General features: G+C 61.2%; 14 protein-coding genes and 1 other RNA gene. 6 read left to right on the forward strand and 9 right to left on the reverse strand.

From position 1 onward, the window contains the following. Window positions 1-62: 62 nt before the first annotated feature. The 5 genes from hflC to FHW37_RS11710 form a co-directional block, all read right to left on the reverse strand. A complete protein-coding gene (hflC, locus tag FHW37_RS11690) occupies window positions 63-992 on the reverse strand; it encodes a protease modulator HflC (RefSeq protein ID WP_145636444.1) in 930 nt (309 codons plus the stop codon). Then, window positions 989-2,104 (reverse strand): FtsH protease activity modulator HflK, encoded by a 1,116-nt coding sequence (gene hflK, locus FHW37_RS11695; RefSeq protein ID WP_145636446.1) that lies wholly within the window; start codon window positions 2,102-2,104, stop codon window positions 989-991. The genes hflC and hflK overlap by 4 nt, the downstream gene beginning before the upstream one ends. Before the next feature lie 133 nt (window positions 2,105-2,237). Further along, window positions 2,238-2,765, reverse strand: a complete 528-nt coding sequence (locus FHW37_RS11700; protein ID WP_145636448.1) for a dihydrofolate reductase — start codon at window positions 2,763-2,765, stop codon at window positions 2,238-2,240. Then, window positions 2,765-3,559 carry a thymidylate synthase gene (locus tag FHW37_RS11705; protein ID WP_145636450.1) on the reverse strand — a complete coding sequence of 265 codons (795 nt, stop codon included), beginning with the start codon at window positions 3,557-3,559 and terminating at the stop codon, window positions 2,765-2,767. Before FHW37_RS11705 ends, FHW37_RS11700 begins: the two co-directional genes overlap by 1 nt. A gap of 113 nt (window positions 3,560-3,672) precedes the next feature. Continuing rightward, the gene (locus FHW37_RS11710; protein ID WP_145636452.1) at window positions 3,673-3,981 is read right to left on the reverse strand and encodes a DUF2853 family protein; all 309 of its coding nucleotides are present in this window, start codon (window positions 3,979-3,981) and stop codon (window positions 3,673-3,675) included. 95 nt (window positions 3,982-4,076) lie between these two features. Here FHW37_RS11710 and ssrA point away from each other — a divergent pair. From ssrA to FHW37_RS11730, 4 genes are all read left to right on the forward strand, one after another. Beyond that, window positions 4,077-4,446: a transfer-messenger RNA gene (ssrA, locus tag FHW37_RS11715) on the forward strand. Window positions 4,447-4,564: 118 nt separating this feature from the next. Continuing rightward, window positions 4,565-5,062, forward strand: a complete 498-nt coding sequence (locus FHW37_RS11720) for an SspB family protein (protein ID WP_145637988.1) — start codon at window positions 4,565-4,567, stop codon at window positions 5,060-5,062. A gap of 28 nt (window positions 5,063-5,090) precedes the next feature. Next, a complete protein-coding gene (locus FHW37_RS11725) occupies window positions 5,091-5,288 on the forward strand; it encodes a DUF4169 family protein (RefSeq protein WP_145636454.1) in 198 nt (65 codons plus the stop codon). 106 nt (window positions 5,289-5,394) lie between these two features. After that, window positions 5,395-5,640 (forward strand): ribbon-helix-helix domain-containing protein, encoded by a 246-nt coding sequence (locus FHW37_RS11730; protein ID WP_145636456.1) that lies wholly within the window; start codon window positions 5,395-5,397, stop codon window positions 5,638-5,640. Between the two features lie 118 nt (window positions 5,641-5,758). Here FHW37_RS11730 and FHW37_RS11735 read toward each other — a convergent pair whose 3' ends face one another. From FHW37_RS11735 to FHW37_RS11755, 4 genes are all read right to left on the reverse strand, one after another. Beyond that, on the reverse strand, window positions 5,759-6,595 hold the full coding sequence (locus FHW37_RS11735) for an N-acetylmuramoyl-L-alanine amidase (protein WP_186458230.1): 837 nt from the start codon (window positions 6,593-6,595) through the stop codon (window positions 5,759-5,761). Window positions 6,596-6,708: 113 nt separating this feature from the next. After that, window positions 6,709-10,443 carry an AsmA family protein gene (locus FHW37_RS11740; RefSeq protein ID WP_145636460.1) on the reverse strand — a complete coding sequence of 1,245 codons (3,735 nt, stop codon included), beginning with the start codon at window positions 10,441-10,443 and terminating at the stop codon, window positions 6,709-6,711. 78 nt (window positions 10,444-10,521) lie between these two features. Next, complete coding sequence (locus FHW37_RS11745) at window positions 10,522-11,937, reverse strand: FAD-binding oxidoreductase (RefSeq protein WP_145636463.1); 1,416 nt, start codon at window positions 11,935-11,937, stop codon at window positions 10,522-10,524. A gap of 754 nt (window positions 11,938-12,691) precedes the next feature. Then, window positions 12,692-13,552, reverse strand: a complete 861-nt coding sequence (locus tag FHW37_RS11755) for a DMT family transporter (protein ID WP_145636465.1) — start codon at window positions 13,550-13,552, stop codon at window positions 12,692-12,694. A 220-nt stretch (window positions 13,553-13,772) separates the two neighbouring features. Between FHW37_RS11755 and FHW37_RS11760 the strand changes: the two genes are divergently transcribed. Continuing rightward, complete coding sequence (locus tag FHW37_RS11760) at window positions 13,773-15,125, forward strand: PLP-dependent aminotransferase family protein (RefSeq protein ID WP_432442857.1); 1,353 nt, start codon at window positions 13,773-13,775, stop codon at window positions 15,123-15,125. Between the two features lie 82 nt (window positions 15,126-15,207). After that, window positions 15,208-16,053, forward strand: a complete 846-nt coding sequence (locus FHW37_RS11765) for an NAD(P)-dependent oxidoreductase (protein ID WP_145636469.1) — start codon at window positions 15,208-15,210, stop codon at window positions 16,051-16,053.

Below are 16,053 nucleotides of genomic sequence, written 5' to 3' on the forward strand. Positions count from 1 at the left end.
TTCGTCTGTGGACGGCGTGTCGAAAAAGGGCGGCATCATTGCCGCCCCCTTGGTTGTTCTGGTCAGTTCGCCGGCGCGGTAGGCGCAGCCGGAGCAGGAGCGGCCGGTGGCGTACCGTCGGACGAATTGAAGAACTTGAAGAATTCCGAATTCGGAGACAGCACCATCGTTGTGCCATTGTCGGCAAGCGATGCCACATAGGCGCGCATCGAGCGATAGAACTCAAAGAAGGCCGGATCCCGCTTGAAGGCATCACCGAAGATCTTGTTGCGCTCGGCATCGCCCTGACCGCGGGTGATTTCCGAATCGCGCTGCGCTTCCGAGACGATCTCGACGACCTGACGGTCGGCGACGGCGCGGCGACGCTGGCCTTCTTCGTTACCACGGGCACGGATCAGTTCGGCTTCCGCCAGACGTTCCGCCTTCATGCGCTCAAAGGTCTTCTGCGACACTTCCTGCGTCAGGTCGGTACGACGGATGCGAACGTCCTTGATCGTCAGGCCGAGCGTTTCGGCAGCCGTGTTCAGATCCGCATGCACTTCCTGCATCATCGAGGACCGCTCGTTGGAGAGTGCGGCCTCGAAATTGCGCAGACCGTAAACCCGGCGAAGCGCTGCATCGAGACGGGTGCGCAGACGCGATTCGGCCGATTCACGGTCACCGGAAACGGTTTCGCGGAAACGGCGTGCATCGCTGATCTGGTAGACCACGAAGGCATCGACATCATAGAAGGCGCCGCCACGGACCTGGACACGGATATTGTCGAGGTCGAAGCGTAGCGCGCGGTCTTCGAGATACTGGACGCGGTCGGCATCGAGGAAGGCGAAGGGCAGCTTGAAATAGAGGCCCGGTTCACGCTTGACCGACTGGATCTGGCCGAAGCGGACGACGATCGCCTGTTCGCGCTCGTTGACCACGAAGACCGACGAATAGATCAGCACCAGCACAACGGCGAGGCCGATCAGGAAAGCGGGGAGCTTGTTGGAGATCATTTTTTCGCTCCCTGCTGCGTGTTGCCCTGCATCTTGTTGATTTCGTTCAGAGGCAGATAGGGAACCACGCCCTGCTTGTCGTCCAGGATAACCTTGTTGGAGTTCTTGAGAACCGCTTCCATGGTTTCGAGGAAGATGCGGCGGCGCGTAACTTCAGGCGCATTGGCATATTCGTTGTAGATCGAAACGAAGCGCTGTGCCTCACCGTTTGCCTCGTTAACGACGCGATCCTTGTAGGCGGATGCCTCTTCACGGATCTGCGCTGCCTGACCGCGGGCCTGGCCGAGCTTCTGGTTGGAATACTGGTTCGCCTCTTCGACGAAACGATCCTGGTCCTGTTCGGCGCGCTGCACTTCTTCGAACGCATCGGCCACTTCACGCGGCGGCGCTGCATCCTCGATCGGAACGGCATTGATGGTGATGCCCGAACCATAGGTGTCCATCGTGCCCTGGATGATGTTGCGCACTTCCGTCGACATGCCTTCGCGGTTGTCGCGGAAAATGTCCTGCGCCGGACGGCGGCCGACGACTTCGCGCATGGCGCTTTCAGACACCTGCTGCAGCGTCGAGGCCGGGCTTTCCAGATTGAACAGATAGGCCTTCGGATCGGTGACCGTGAACAGGACCGAGAACTCGACATTGACGATGTTCTGGTCGCCGGTCAGCATCCAGCCGGCATTCGTGCTCGAGCCGCGCGATGCGCCGATATTCTGCTGCTGTTCGGTAACCTTGACGATTTCGACGGATTCCAGCGGCCAGAAATGGAAATGCAGGCCCGGCATGGAAATCTCGTCCTTCGGACGGCCGAAACGCAGTTCGACACCACGCTCATCCGGCTGAACCGTGTAAATGGACTGGAAGGCAAGAAATGCCACCACGACGAGAAGCAGGATCACAACTGCGCCGCCGTTGAAACCGCCGGGCATCACGCCCTTCAGGCGGTCCTGGCTGCGTCTGATGATGTCCTCGAGATCGGGCGGTCCGCCATTGCCACCGCCGCCGCCGCGCGGGCGGTTCGGTCCTTGTCCCCAGGGACCTTGGTTGTTACCGCCGCCACCGCCGCCGCTGCCGCCGCCCCACGGGCCGCCGCCATTCTGATTGCTCCAGGGCATCAAAACCTCTTAGTTAGTGTCACTCCCATGCCTGCGCCCCATTTTCCGGAACGCAGCTTTGCCGTTATAGGTATCGAGCGGCCCGCTTTCAACGCAACCACAATAACTTCCCGGTGTTTGGTAACGAAATATATCAGTTTGACGCGGAACGGCGATGATAGATCGCAAAACGGGTCGGATAAGTGTCCTTCTCCCCCGCTGGAACGGCGATCTCCTCGACCTTCTCGAAGACGGCGGGATCGACCGCCGGGAAGAAGGTGTCACCGTCGGAGATGTCGGTATCGACATGTGTCAAATACAACCGATCGGCGAGATGGATGGCCTGCGCATAAATCTCGCCGCCGCCCAGAATGCCGATTTCTTCCGCTCCAGTTTCCGCAGCGATTGCCTGTGCCCGCGAAAGTGCCGCCTCGAGCGAAGTGGCAATCTCAGCACCATCGACATGAAAATCCGCATTGCGGGTGACGACCACATGCGGCCTGCCGGGAAGCGGCTTGCCGCCGAAGGAAAGAAGCGTCTTTCGCCCGACGACCATCGGCTTTCCAAGCGTCATCGCCTTGAAGCGCTTGAGATCGGTCGACAGCCGCCACGGCATGTCGCCGTCACGGCCGATGACGTTGTTGCGCGAAACGGCGACGAAGATCGCGACAGGAACACGCATCAGACTGCAATCGGCGCCTTGATGCTCGGATCGGCGACATAGTTTTCCAGCGTGAAATCCTCGAACCGGAAGGCAAAAATGTCCTTCAAGTCCGGGTTCATGCGCATCACCGGCAAGGCCTTCGGGCTGCGGCTCATCTGCAGTTCGGCCTGTTCGAAATGGTCAGAATAGATATGCGCATCACCCAGCGTATGCACAAAATCACCGAGCTTCAGCCCGGTCACCTGCGCCACCATCATCGTCAGCAGCGCATAGGAAGCGATGTTGAACGGCACGCCGAGAAAGATGTCGGCGGAACGCTGGTAGAGCTGGCAGGACAGTTTTCCGTCCGAAACATAGAACTGGAACAGGCAGTGGCAGGGCGGCAGCGCCATATCGTCCACCTGTGCCGGGTTCCAGGCCGAAACGATATGCCGGCGCGAATTCGGATTGACCTTGAGGCCCTCGATCAGCTGGGCGATCTGGTCGACATGGCCACCGTCCGGATTCGGCCAGGAGCGCCACTGGTAACCGTAGACCGGGCCGAGATCGCCGTTTTCATCGGCCCATTCGTCCCAGATGGAAACTCCGTTTTCCTTGAGATAGGCGATATTCGTATCGCCCTTGAGGAACCACAGCAGTTCATGGATGATCGAGCGCAGATGCAGCTTCTTCGTCGTGGTGACCGGAAAGCCTTCGGAAAGATCGAAGCGCATCTGATAACCGAAGACGGAGCGCGTGCCCTTGCCTGTCCGGTCGCCGCGGTCGGTACCGGTTTCCATCACATGCCGCAGCAGGTCGAGATATTGCTTCATGGGGTCAGGCCGCCGTTTCCATTCTTCTGTCTCCAGATAATAGCACGAGTCGGCCCGACCAATCGCATTTTCCCTTTTTCCAATATTTTTGGATGGGAATTTTTCGGCGAGGCTCAGAGCGTGTCGAGCTTTCCGAGTTCCTTGGCCACGAGATAGTAGAAAGTGACGCGCGACTTGGAGCGATCGCCGGTCATCGTCTTGGCGGCCGCAGCCACGGCATTTTCGGCCGCTTCGCCGGTGACGCCGAGCTTCTTGCCCGCCCAGTTGTTGACCACGGTCTTCATCTCGTCCTTGTCGCTGGCGGCAACAGTGGCGGAATCGCGGTTGCGAAGCGCGATGCCGAGATATTTTACGATCTTTTCGACCGCTGCTTCATTGGCTGCACTGTCATACTTCTTCACGTCGTCGAGATATTCGCTCATGGCCCTCTCCTTGTGGTGTCAGTTATGGTCTTTGGCGGCTCGTGGTGAATGCTTAACAAGATGATGTTGTAGAAGCGATTTCGAATGCTGCGCAACCCCTTTTCACGGGCGCAAGAAAGACCTATATGAACCTTGCCGGGCTTAGGTCCGGATATGGCGATAAATGGTCGGTGTAATAAACCTATTGGACCCGGGGGCGGTACCCGGCGCCTCCACCAAAAACCGGTCGGTCGATGTCAGACCGGCTTTTGATGGGGGCGAAATAGGATCGACAAGGGTGTAAAGATCGTACTTTTGCTCGGCATGATACCGCCGTTATCGGGTCACAAGTGTAGTTGCAAACGACAACAACGCTAAGGGTTATGCTCTCGCTGCTTAATCGCGGTGCGGGAAATCCGAACTAAGTCCTTACGGTTAGCCCCGTAAGGCGGGGTCCGAAGGCACCTGGCAACAGAAGCCTTCACCTTCGCCTTCCGCTCGAATATTATGGCATCTGACTCGGCGCGGGAGCGGGCTTTTCCGCAGCGCCTGGGAATGGCATAAAGCGTCTCCTGAAGACGATAAAATGGAAAGACAGGATCGCATGGGGCAGGATCATATCCGTTACGATATTCTGGCACAGGACGCGCTGCGCGGCGTCATCCGCAAGGTATTGTCTGAAGTCGCTGCAACGGGCCGGCTGCCGGGCGACCACCACTTCTTCATCACCTTCCTGACCGGTGCGCCGGGTGTCCGCATCTCGCAGCACCTGAAGAGCAAATATCCGGAGCAGATGACCATCGTCGTCCAGCACCAGTTCTGGGACCTGAAGCTGACCGAAACCCAGTTCGAGATCGGCCTGTCCTTCTCCGACACGCCGGAACGCCTCGTCATCCCGTTCAATGCCATCCGCGGCTTCTATGACCCGTCGGTCAATTTCGAACTCGAATTCGAAGTTCCGCTCGTCGAGGAAGAAGAAGCAAGCACCGCGATCCCGGTCGAGGCGGTCGCCAAGCCCGCCACGGACACGCCGGCTGCCGAGGGCGAAGAAAAGAAGCCCGGTTCGGTCGTCTCGCTCGATTCGTTCCGTAAGAAGCAGTAGGCCGCAAGAAACAATAGGTGGATCAGCCATGAGCGCCGAGATCGTCAATCTACGGCAGTTCAAAAAGGGCAAGGCCCGCCAGGAAAAGGCGGACCAGGCAGAGCAGAACCGTGTCACTTTCGGACTTTCGAAATCCGAGAAGCAGCTGGCCAAGTCCATAAATGACAAAGCGCAAAAAACGCTGGATCAGGGCAAGCTCGAAAAGCCTTTTCGGGACAAGGACTAAGGGCGTTAAGCCTTCGTTAGCCTCTCGCATGCCATCGGCTTGACGGAGCGCAGGCGACCCTCTCAATTGCGCTCCATCAATCACCATGAAGGTGACGGGGCAAAGCTTGATTCGCAAACATTCCGCGACCTTACACGGTCATCGCACTAGTTTTTCACTGGAAGACGAATTCTGGTTGGAGCTGAAACGCATCGCCTCGGCGCGCGGTCTCAGCCTGGCCTCACTGATTGCTGAGGTCGATGACGGCCGTACAGAAGACAGCAATTTGTCCTCGGCATTGCGGCTACATGTGCTGCAATGGTTCAAGGCGCTCTGCCCGCCGCAGCCTGACCCGAAACAACGCGGATCCTGAGCGGATGGAAGGGTTTCTGCGCCCAGAGTCGCGACAGCTTCATCCGAGCGGGATTTGCATGACCAGCGCCATTTCGTCGTCTGTAGCCAGCCGACGCGGCGTCCTGCAACGAACCGTTTCAGACCAGCCAGTTTCCATGCACCCAGCCGGTCTTGTCTTGCTGGCCTGACGCATTGAGAGTGGTGACCTGAAACCAGGCGCCGTCTCGCCCCATGGGCACGACCTTGGTGCCGTCGGCCAGGTCGGCGATGATGGAAAAGTCGAGACCGGGGCCGGTGCGCAATTTCAGGCCCGTCGCCGACTGAACCGTCATTGTCGTACCGGTCGAATCGTCTCTGCCGAACACCTTCCCCTTGAACGCTTCCATATTGAAAGCGGGACCCGGATCCTGCTTTCTGCCCGGCGCAATATCGTCATGGCCGAGAACGTTACTGCTCGGAATGCCATAGTGAGCAACGATCGCCATCGCCGCAGCCGTGGCGGCGGTGATCTGCGACTCATCGAACATTTCCCATGCATGCACGGTCGTCGGCTCGAAATTCTTGTGACGGGCCGTGATGACGCGCGAATCGGGGATCATCGCGCCGACACTGCTGCGCCAGGCGCCCGGCCCTCCCTTGAGCAATCCCCAGTTGACGATCTCGATGCCGACCGAATGGCCGTTCAGCCCGTCAATGCCCTTCCAGCTGGATTTTCCGGCATGCCAACCGACAGTGTCGAATGGGATCATCTGGGTAATCGCGCCATTATGGTCGATGACGAGATGAGCCGCCGCTTTCGCGTCCGGGTTCTTGAACCAGCTGATGGCTCCGTCCGCCGTGCCGCCCGCAGTATAGTGGATGATCAGATAGTCCGGCTTTCCGTTCGGCAGCTTGCCGCCGATATTCGGCGAGGCGGTAAACGGAACCTGCTGGTTGTTATCATTGACCAATCGATGCGCCGAGCTGACTTTCACCTTGCAATCCCCCATTGCTCGCGAAAACACAACCGAGGATATACAATACTTTTGCGAGCGCCAGACGATAATGCGCGCAAAAATATAATGTGATCAGGATTCCCGTTCGACGATTACTGCCCGACGCCCGGCAGGCTCGGATTGGCCGAAGGCCCGGCATCCTGGGATGGCGGTTGCCGGAACAGGTCATCCGTCGGCGATACGGTGAAGGGCGGCGGCGCGGCTTGCTGGCCGCCACCCGCCGGACGCGGCTGTTCCGTCGATCTGCCGGCCCGCTGGGCGGCAGCGCGCTGCGCATCGATCCGCACGCGTTCGGCCTCTTCGGCCGCATGGCGCGCCTTTTCTTCCGCAGCCGCCCTGTCCATTGCCGTCTGCCGCTCGACAGCGCGGAAATTGTAGAGCGCCACCTCGCGCCGCAGCCGCTGCTTTTCCAGCACGCTCGCCTGCAAAGTCTCGACCCGCCGGCGCTGCTGTTCGAATGCCCGCTGCGACAGGAAATTGGAGATGGCCGACACGTCGATCTCCTGGCGCGGTGCCGCGATCGGGCCGCTGAAATTCAGCCGAACCGTGGGATCACCACCGCTCACCGCTTCATCGCCGGGATCGAAAGTCAGGCCGAGCACGGCACTCATCCGGTTGTCGATCGGGTTGAATTCACCCTCGCCGGAGATCTTTGTCGTGCCGGCATTCACGGAGACATTCTGGACCCGCGCCTCGCCGCCGCTGATCGTCACGGGAATGGTGACGGCGCCGAGATCCACCCGGCCCTCTGGCACGAGGCTGGTCACGATCGGCCGCACTCTGTCGGCGGTAATCTCGCCCTGCAGCTTGTCCGCACCGGCCATGATCGCCGGCAGCGCCGCGGCATTGAGCCCGCCGACGGAAAGACCGGCGATGCGCATCTCTCCCGAGCCGCTCAGACCATGCAGCATGTCCTGCAGGTTCTTGCCGGTCGCCTCCACCGTCGCATCGAACCCGACGCGCCCGGTCGCCACAGCTTCGCCCTTCGGCTTCCAGACAATGGACGAAAGATCGGCATCCTTTGCGGCGAGCTTCAGCTGTACGATGCCGGTGCCCTCGCCGTTCGACATCATCAGCCGGCCGGACAGCGTACCGCCACGCCAGTTGCCGCTGCCGTCATCGATGGTCAGCACGCCGCCCTTCTGTGTCAGCTTGCCCTTGAAATCCGAAACCAGTCCGAGAGCGTCGGCATTAAAAGTTCCGATACCGAGCGCCAGACTGACATCTGCAGCCGCAAACATCGGCTTCTCGAACGGCTTTTTCGAAAAGCCGCCGCTCGCCGCATCGACCAGCGGGCCATAAACCGCACCGCCGAGCCAAGCGAGGTCAAGACTGTCGGCATCGATCCTGCCGGTCACCGGCGCTCCAGCGGCTTGCCTGTCCATCGACAATTCGCCACTGACGCGATTGCCGGCCAGATCCGCCTTGAGGCCGGTCACCCTCAATGCCTGCGCATCAAGCGTCAGATCGGCGTCGAGGTTGGTTGCAAGCCCGCTGCCGAAATCCGGCAGGCCGATACCCGAGATCAGCAGATAGGGTTCGATATCCGCACTCTTCAGAGACAGATGCGCCCGGCCATTTCCAAAATCATCGCTCTGGATGCCGATATTGCCCGCCAGTTTCAACGCTGTCTTCGGTGTCTCGAAACTCAGTTCCGTCGCGGCCGGACCATCATTCGGCTGACGAACGGAAAGTGACAGTCGGCCGGCACCGTCGCCATCGAAGGGAAGCGGGGAGAGACCCGCCTGGCCGAACAGCACGGTCGGGTCGTTATTGGCGAGCGAGGCCGTCAGCGTCATATCATTGCCGCCGGTCAGGTCAAAAATGCCCGGCAGAGTGAGATCGGCGTTGACCGCGCTGCCATTTGCCGTTCCCTTGAGCTTGATCTCGGCCCCACCCAGACCGCCGCCGCCGACGGAAATATCGGCGGCAAGATCGGTATTGGCATACCAGCCACCATTTGCGGCCAGCCGATCGAACAGCGGATGACGCGGCAGCCGGTCACGCAGCATGGTGAGAAAACGCGACGGATCGGCGGATTTGAAGGAAACGGTGCCGGAACCGCCATAGGAAAGAAGCGACCCCTCCACCCTGCCCTTGGCAGCAATCTTTGCACCCTCGATATTGCCGACATTCAGCCGCTCCAGCGACAGCACGCCCTGTGCCACCGTAAACGCGGTATCGACACCCGTCGCGGCTACGCCGAAGGCGGTGAACCGGTCCGCCTTCAGGGTGGCGGCAATGCGGTGGTCCAAAATGTCCTGCCCGGCATCGTCGCCGGTCACCAGCGAGGCCAGCGCCCGCATCGCATCGATATCGATCTCGTTGCCGGCAAGCGCCATCGACAGGTTCGGCATCTGGCCGGATTGCGATTGCCGCTCCAGCCGGCCTTTCAGCGTTGCAGCACCGATCGCCAGTTCGAGGTTTTCAAACCGTTGCAGCTCCGGCGTCAGATTGACCTTGGCCGAAAAGCCGGCCGAGCGCAGCTGGCGGATGGCCGGATCGACGCGGCCGGACAACCAGTCCGCAAGACCCGAGGGCTGGCTGGAGGCGACCAGCATGTCGCCGACGAAAGACGTGCGGTCACGCAGGTTGAGCACGCCCTTGCCTTCCAGCTGGGTACGGCCCGGAAGCGTGGCGACGACATTGTCGACCGTCCAGCCGCGGCCGGCCGGGCGCACGTCGAGACGGATGTCGCGGATCGTCGTGTCGTTGATGACGATCGCCGGCAGTTTCAGGCTGGCCCGTCCCGGCACCTGCGGGATCGGGATCGATGCGGCCATGCGGATAAAGGCATTGATGCGGCGTTGGGCGGAGGCTGCCGGATCACGGCCCGTCTTGCCCTGTGCACCACCACCTTCGCTCAGCCGGTTGACGTCGATCTGCTGGCCATCGGCGGTGAGCAGGAATTCGGGCTTGAGGCCCGTATCGAGCGTCGCTTCGCCGGTCACGGTATAGGGATTGTCGGTCGGGCCGACATCGACCCGGTATTGCGGAATGCGCGCCCGGTCGCTGGTCAGCTGGAATTCGCCAGAAACGCGCGGTCCCGGCGGTGGCGCCTTGACCGGTTCGCTTTCGTCCTCTTCCTGCAGGAAGGTCAGATTGAACTTGCCGTTATAGGCCGGTTTGTTCTCGGCGGTCGTCAGCACGCCGTCGAGATTGAGCTCGACCGGCTGCGCATCCGGCAGGAGCCGCAGCCTGAGCGGCATTTCCCGCGTCGTGCCATTGGCCTCGCCGCTGGTCAGGCTGAATTTCGCCTCGTAACCATCGAAGATCGCATTGCCCTCGCCGCGCCAAGGCCCCTGCAGCGAACCGGCCGAAAAATTGGCGGAAACGCTGGTCGCGAAACGCTTCTGGCCCGACTGCTCGTCAATGATCTCGAAAGAACCGTCCTTGATATGCACGTCTTCCAGCACGACGCGGCGGGCATCGAGCGACGCCTTGCTGCCGCGCAGCCATTCCAGCGTGCCATCCTTCAGGATGCGGATTTTCACCTTCGGCTGGTCGATGCGCATGTCGAAGATACGCGCTTCGCCCGACAGGAAGGGCGCAAGCTCCATGTCCATGGAGAACTGCGCCACCTGCACCAGCGGCTGGCCGTCGACATCCTGGCCGACACGCACGTCATGCAGGGTCACCGACGGGAATGGCAGGATGCGCGCATCGACCGAGCCATGCACGGAAACCTTCTTGCCGAGCATGCGGCTCGCCTGATCCTCGAAGGCGACGCGAAAGCTCGACCAGTCGACGAAGAACGGCACAAGCAACGCCGCAAACAATGCCACGACGATGAGGCCGCCCAATCCCAGCATGATCCGACCGAGCACCGCTCAATATCTCCCTTTATCTCTCTCGAAAGAGTAGTGTGACGGCACAACCCGGCAAGTCAATCATTCGCGAAGCGCTTATTTCGCAATGCGAAAAATCTTGCCCGGATTGAAGATATTGTCCGGGTCGAACCCCGTCTTGATCGTGCGCATCAGATCGACAGCGCCGCCCAGTTCCTCGTCGAGATAGGACATCTTGCCCTGGCCGACGCCGTGCTCGCCGGTGCAGGTTCCGTCCATGGCCAGCGCCCGGCGGCTGAGCCGTGCCGTAAACGCCTCGACATTGGCGACGGACGCCGGATCCTTGTCGTCGAACAACACGAGGACGTGGAAATTGCCGTCGCCCGCATGGCCGACGATCGGTGCCAGCAGGCCGGAGCTCTGGATATCCGCCTGGGTTTCGGCCACGCATTCGGCCAGCCGCGAGATCGGCACGCAGACATCGGTCGACAGGCCGTTCAGCGACGGGTCAAGCGCCCTGCCCGCCCAATAGGCATTGTGGCGGGCATTCCAGAGCTTCGTCCGCTCCTCGGCATTGGCCGTCCACTGGAATTCGTCGCCGCCGTTTTCCGCCGCGATCTCGGCAAATTGTTCCGACTGGATGCGCACCGTATCCTCGGTGCCGTGGAATTCGAGGAAGAGCGTCGGCTTTTCCGGATAGGCGAGGTTCGAATAGGCGTTGCAGGCGCGGATCTGCACATCGTCGAGCAGCTCGATCCGGGCGACCGGAATGCCCATCTGGATCGTCATGATCACGGCATTGCAGGCATCCTCGATGCTCGGGAAAGCACAGACGCCGCCGCCGATCTTTTCCGGAATGCCCTGCAGTTTCAGCGTGATCGAGGTGATGACACCGAGCGTGCCTTCGGCACCGACAAAAAGCCGCGTCAGATCGTAACCGGCCGAGGACTTTTTCGCCCGTCGCGCCGTGCGGATCTCTTCGCCCTTGGCGTTGACGACGGTCAGCGCCAGGACATTGTCCTTCATCGTACCGTAGCGCACCGCATTGGTGCCCGAAGCGCGGGTCGAGGCCATGCCGCCAATCGAGGCGTTCGCACCGGGATCGATCGGGAAGAACAGGCCGGTATCGCGCAGCTCCTTATTCAGCTCCTCGCGGGTAATACCCGGCTCGACGGTGACGTCGAGATCCTCCGGGCTCACGCGCAAAACCTTGTTCATGCGGGAAAAATCGACCGAAATGCCGCCCGACGGCGCATTCACCTGACCTTCCAGCGACGAGCCGACGCCGAAGGGAATGAGCGGCACGCGATGTTCCGCGCAGGTTTTCACCACCGACTGGACGTCCTCGCTGGTCTCGACAAACACGACGCCATCCGGCAGCTGCGCCGGCAGATAGGTGGTCGTATGGGCATGCTGTTCGCGAAACGACTGACCGGTCTGGAAACGCTCGCCAAACCCCTGTTTCAGGATTCCGAGAACGGCTGCGATCCCCGCCTCGTTCCGCTCACCTGCGACGACATCCCGAACTGCCATGACCAAAAATCTCCTGCACGCGATGGGGTCTGGTTAGGCGACGGTTGGCCGTTTGTCCAGAAAGAACAAGAGGGTGCAGATCACGCAGATGCGAGCGGGCAAAATGAGCCCTTGGCGATCTCGGTTTTCAAAATTTCGGCCGGGACACGTCGGGTGCCTCGAATTGAAATTTTATATGTGACACGCGCCGTGTCCCGTTCGGTGGTTTTTCCGCGCAACTCCGGTCCGTCTGCGGCGATCCAAGCCCCGGTTGGGATGTCAGCCCCGACCGGAACCAGCTATCGCATGTGTGCGACACACGCACGTCCCTCCTTGTTCAGGCGAGAGGCAGACCATTTTCTGCGCAGCCTCCGATCTCACGCCTGCATCACAGCGCTCGACCGGATCACCGGTCCCGCCTCGCCGGCGATGCGTGCCGGTGTAGCCGAAGCAGGACGAGGAGGATTTTAGGGGTGGTGGGAATGAGGTGGAGGTGAAATCGTGCAAGGTGTTGGTTTTGCTTTATCTGGTGTTCTGAACTTCCCCATATTTGCGCACCTTTGTGTGTGCGTCGGCCCCTCACCCTAGCCCTCTCCCCGCTTGCGGGGAGAGGGGACCTGCCCCAAGCGAGGTGGTGGATAGGAAATGGGTACGGTCGATGAGGAGCGAGCGGGAGCGGCATACCCTTCTCCACGCTAGCGGGGAGAAGGTGGCGGCAGCCGGATGAGGGGCTGCGCCAAACACCCCCATCCCACACCCGTTGGGCTTCCCTCACCTACCGCGCAAACCTCTTCGCCCCGACAACACACAGGATAACCGCAAGCGCCACCACCACCATCAAGCCGCTGACCTTCTCATGCAGAACGAGAGCCGCCAGGGCCAGGCCGAAAAACGGCTGCAGGAGCTGCAGCTGGCCGACGGAAGCGGCCCCGCCCTGAGCCAGGCCGCGATACCAGAAGATGAAGCCGATCAGCATGCTGAACAGTGTCACGTAACCGAGGCCGAGCCAGGCCGGCATTTCGATGCCGGAAAATTCCGGCAGGTTGAACAGCGCGATCAGGATCGTCACCGGCAGCGAAATGACCAGCGCCCAGGAAATCACCTGCCAGCCACCGAGCTTTCGCGACAGCTGCGCGCCTTCCGCATAACCGAGCCCGCAGACGACGATCGCCGCCAGCATCAGTCCGTCACCGAGCGGTGACGCCATCAGACCCTGCGACAGGGCAAAGCCGCCGACCAGCGCGCTGCCGAGCAAGGCAAAGACCCAGAAGGCCGGCTTTGGCCGTTCGCCACCGCGCAGGACGGCAAAGATCGCCGTCGCCAGCGGCAGGAGGCCGATGAAGACGATCGAATGCGCCGAGGTGACATGCTGCAGCGCCAGCGCCGTCAGCAGCGGAAAGCCGACGACGACACCAAGCGCGATGACGATGAGCGAAACGATATCCCTCCCCGCCGGCCGTTTTTCCCTGAAGGCGAGCAGAAGCAGAAGCGCCAGCAGGCCGGCGATCGCAGCGCGGGCAACGGTCAGAAAGACCGGATCGAACTGCATCACCGCCACGCGTGTCGCCGGCAGCGAGCCGCTGAAGATCAGCACGCCCAGAAACCCGTTGATCCATCCGCTCGTCGTCCGGTCCATGTCGGAAACCTCTCTTATCCCATGCAAATCATGTCATTTGTCACTCCGGTTATCGCTCCCCGCCCCTCGCCCGCACAGAAACAGTCTGATACAATTTTTGGAAACTGTTATGGTGCATGGAGCAGTACGCATCACGATGGACAATTCCGCACAGGCAAAAAGGCCGGAGGTCGAGACGGGAGACGAAACCGGCGCCGGCCAGAGCAGGACCGCATTGGTGATGACGACGATCCGCCAGCGCATTGCCGGACGCAGCCTGACGCCGGGCGCAAAGCTGCCTTCGGTCCGCAGCCTCGCCGCATCGCTAAAAGTGTCGGTCTCGACCGTGGTGGATGCCTATGACCGGCTGGTCGCCGAAGGTGCGATCACCTCCCGCCCGGGCTCCGGCTTTTATGTGGCGAACCAGACCGCGCCGCTCGCCCTTTCCGAGATCGGCCCGAAACTCGACCGTGCCGTCGATCCCTTCTGGGTTTCGCGGCAATCGCTGGAAGCGGCGGAAAACGACCTCAAACCCGGCTGCGGCTGGCTACCGCCCTCATGGCTGCCGGAAGACGCAATCCGCCGTTCGTTACGCACGCTGTCGCGCGGCGATGCCACGGCATTGTCCGACTACGGCCCACCGCTCGGCCTCTCGCCCCTGCGCCGGCTGATCTCGCGGCGGATGGCCGAGCATGGTATCGAGGCCCCGCCGAACCAGATCATGCTGACGGAATCCGGCACGCAGGCGATCGATCTCCTCTGCCGTTTCCTGCTCGAAACCGGCGATACGGTGCTGATCGACGATCCCTGTTATTTCAACTTTCAGGCGCTGCTGCGGGCCCACCGCGCAAAAATCGTCAGCGTGCCCTATACGCCGAACGGGCCCGATCTCGACCTGTTCGCAAAGACGCTCGCCGAACACCGGCCGCGCCTCTACATCACCAATTCCGGCATCCATAACCCAACCGGCGCAACGCTCTCGCCGGTCACGGCCCATCGTGTGCTGAAACTGGCCGAACAGTTTTCGCTCACCATCATAGAAGACGACATCTTTGCCGATTTCGAGCATGTGGCTGCCCCGCGGCTTGCCGCCTTCGACGGGCTCGACCGGGTCATCCATATCGGCAGCTTTTCCAAAACCCTTTCGGCCTCGGCGCGCTGCGGTTTTATCGCCGCCAAACCGGACTGGATCGAGGGTCTGACGGATTTGAAGATCGCCACGACCTTCGGCGGCGGCAGGCTGGCGGCGGAACTTGTTCATGACGTGCTGAGCGATGGCGGCTATCGCAAGCATCTGGATGTGCTGCGCGCACGCCTGTCCCGTGCGACCGTCGAGGTTTCTGGAAAGTTGCAGAAACTCGGCATCACCCCATGGATCGAACCGCAGGCCGGCATGTTTTTGTGGTGCCGATTGCCGGACGGGCTGGACGCCGGCGAGATTGCCCGCGCAGCACTTGCGAAAAACATCGTGCTTGCGCCCGGCAATGTCTTCAGCGCTTCGCAATCCTTTGGCGGCTTCATGCGTTTCAACGTGTCGCAGTCGCTGGACGACCGCCTTTTCGACATGCTGCGGGAAGCACTTGCGCGCCGTTAGGCAAAATAATCGCACAAACCGCTTGATCCGCGCTGCCTGCCCCCTACCAATAAGAAAATGGCATTGTTGCAAGGAGACCGGCATGGCGACGATCACGGTTATCGGTGCAGGCGCAATGGGAAGTGCGGTCGGACGCCGGCTTGCCGAAGGTGGCGCGACTGTCCTGACCTTTCTCGAAGGTCGTTCCACTGCCACGCTCGACAGGGCAAAGGCGGCCGGCATGCGACCGACGACATTGACCGAGGCGATCGGCGCCGATCTCGTGCTGTCGATCGTCCCACCCGCCGAAGCCCTCGGGGTCGCCAAAACCGTCGCGGCGGAATCGCTGCGGCTGGCGAAACCGGTCGTCTTCATCGACTGCAACGCGATTGCGCCGGCAACGATGAAACAGGTGGCGGAAACATGTGCCGGCACGCCGGTCGAAGTGATCGATGGCTCGATCATCGGCGGCCCGCCCCGTCCGGGCTATGATCCGAAATTCTATGTCAGCGCCGACAGCGAGAACCACACCCGGCGCCTCTCCGACCACGGGCTCGTGGTCCGCCGTATCGATGGCGGTATCGGCGCCGCTTCGGCGCTGAAAATGTCCTATGCCGGAATTACCAAGGGCATGACCGGCCTCGGCACGGCCATGATGCTCGGCGCGATCCGCAACGGTGCCGACGAAAGCCTCAAGCGGGAGATTGCCGAAAGCGTGCCGGATATCGACAAGCGGCTCAGCGCCTCCATTCCCGACATGTACCAGAAGGCCTATCGCTGGGTGGCGGAGATGCGCGAGATCGCGGAATTTCTGGGGCCTGACGATGCGGCTTCGCAGATCTTTCACGGCATGGCCGGCGTGTTCGAAAAGATGGCCGCCGACCGCGATGGCGATGCCGTGCTGGCGAGCCAGCTCGACAAGCTGCTTGCCGTAAAGGAAGGCAAATAG

Origin of the sequence: Neorhizobium alkalisoli (assembly GCF_007829835.1) — a bacterium.
GTDB lineage: Bacteria > Pseudomonadota > Alphaproteobacteria > Rhizobiales > Rhizobiaceae > Neorhizobium.

What these genes read in the sequence shown, in the direction of transcription:
- FHW37_RS11700 (WP_145636448.1), bottom strand. Translation starts at nt 2,765, where the DNA reads ATGCGTGTTCCTGTCGCGATCTTCGTCGCCGTTTCGCGCAACAACGTC.
- FHW37_RS11720 (WP_145637988.1), top strand. Translation starts at nt 4,565, where the DNA reads ATGGGGCAGGATCATATCCGTTACGATATTCTGGCACAGGACGCGCTG.
- FHW37_RS11705 (WP_145636450.1), bottom strand. Translation starts at nt 3,559, where the DNA reads ATGAAGCAATATCTCGACCTGCTGCGGCATGTGATGGAAACCGGTACC.
- hflK (WP_145636446.1), bottom strand. Translation starts at nt 2,104, where the DNA reads ATGCCCTGGAGCAATCAGAATGGCGGCGGCCCGTGGGGCGGCGGCAGC.
- FHW37_RS11710 (WP_145636452.1), bottom strand. Translation starts at nt 3,981, where the DNA reads ATGAGCGAATATCTCGACGACGTGAAGAAGTATGACAGTGCAGCCAAT.
- FHW37_RS11725 (WP_145636454.1), top strand. Translation starts at nt 5,091, where the DNA reads ATGAGCGCCGAGATCGTCAATCTACGGCAGTTCAAAAAGGGCAAGGCC.
- hflC (WP_145636444.1), bottom strand. Translation starts at nt 992, where the DNA reads ATGATCTCCAACAAGCTCCCCGCTTTCCTGATCGGCCTCGCCGTTGTG.
- FHW37_RS11760 (WP_432442857.1), top strand. Translation starts at nt 13,773, where the DNA reads ATGACGACGATCCGCCAGCGCATTGCCGGACGCAGCCTGACGCCGGGC.
- FHW37_RS11755 (WP_145636465.1), bottom strand. Translation starts at nt 13,552, where the DNA reads ATGGACCGGACGACGAGCGGATGGATCAACGGGTTTCTGGGCGTGCTG.
- FHW37_RS11765 (WP_145636469.1), top strand. Translation starts at nt 15,208, where the DNA reads ATGGCGACGATCACGGTTATCGGTGCAGGCGCAATGGGAAGTGCGGTC.
- FHW37_RS11745 (WP_145636463.1), bottom strand. Translation starts at nt 11,937, where the DNA reads ATGGCAGTTCGGGATGTCGTCGCAGGTGAGCGGAACGAGGCGGGGATC.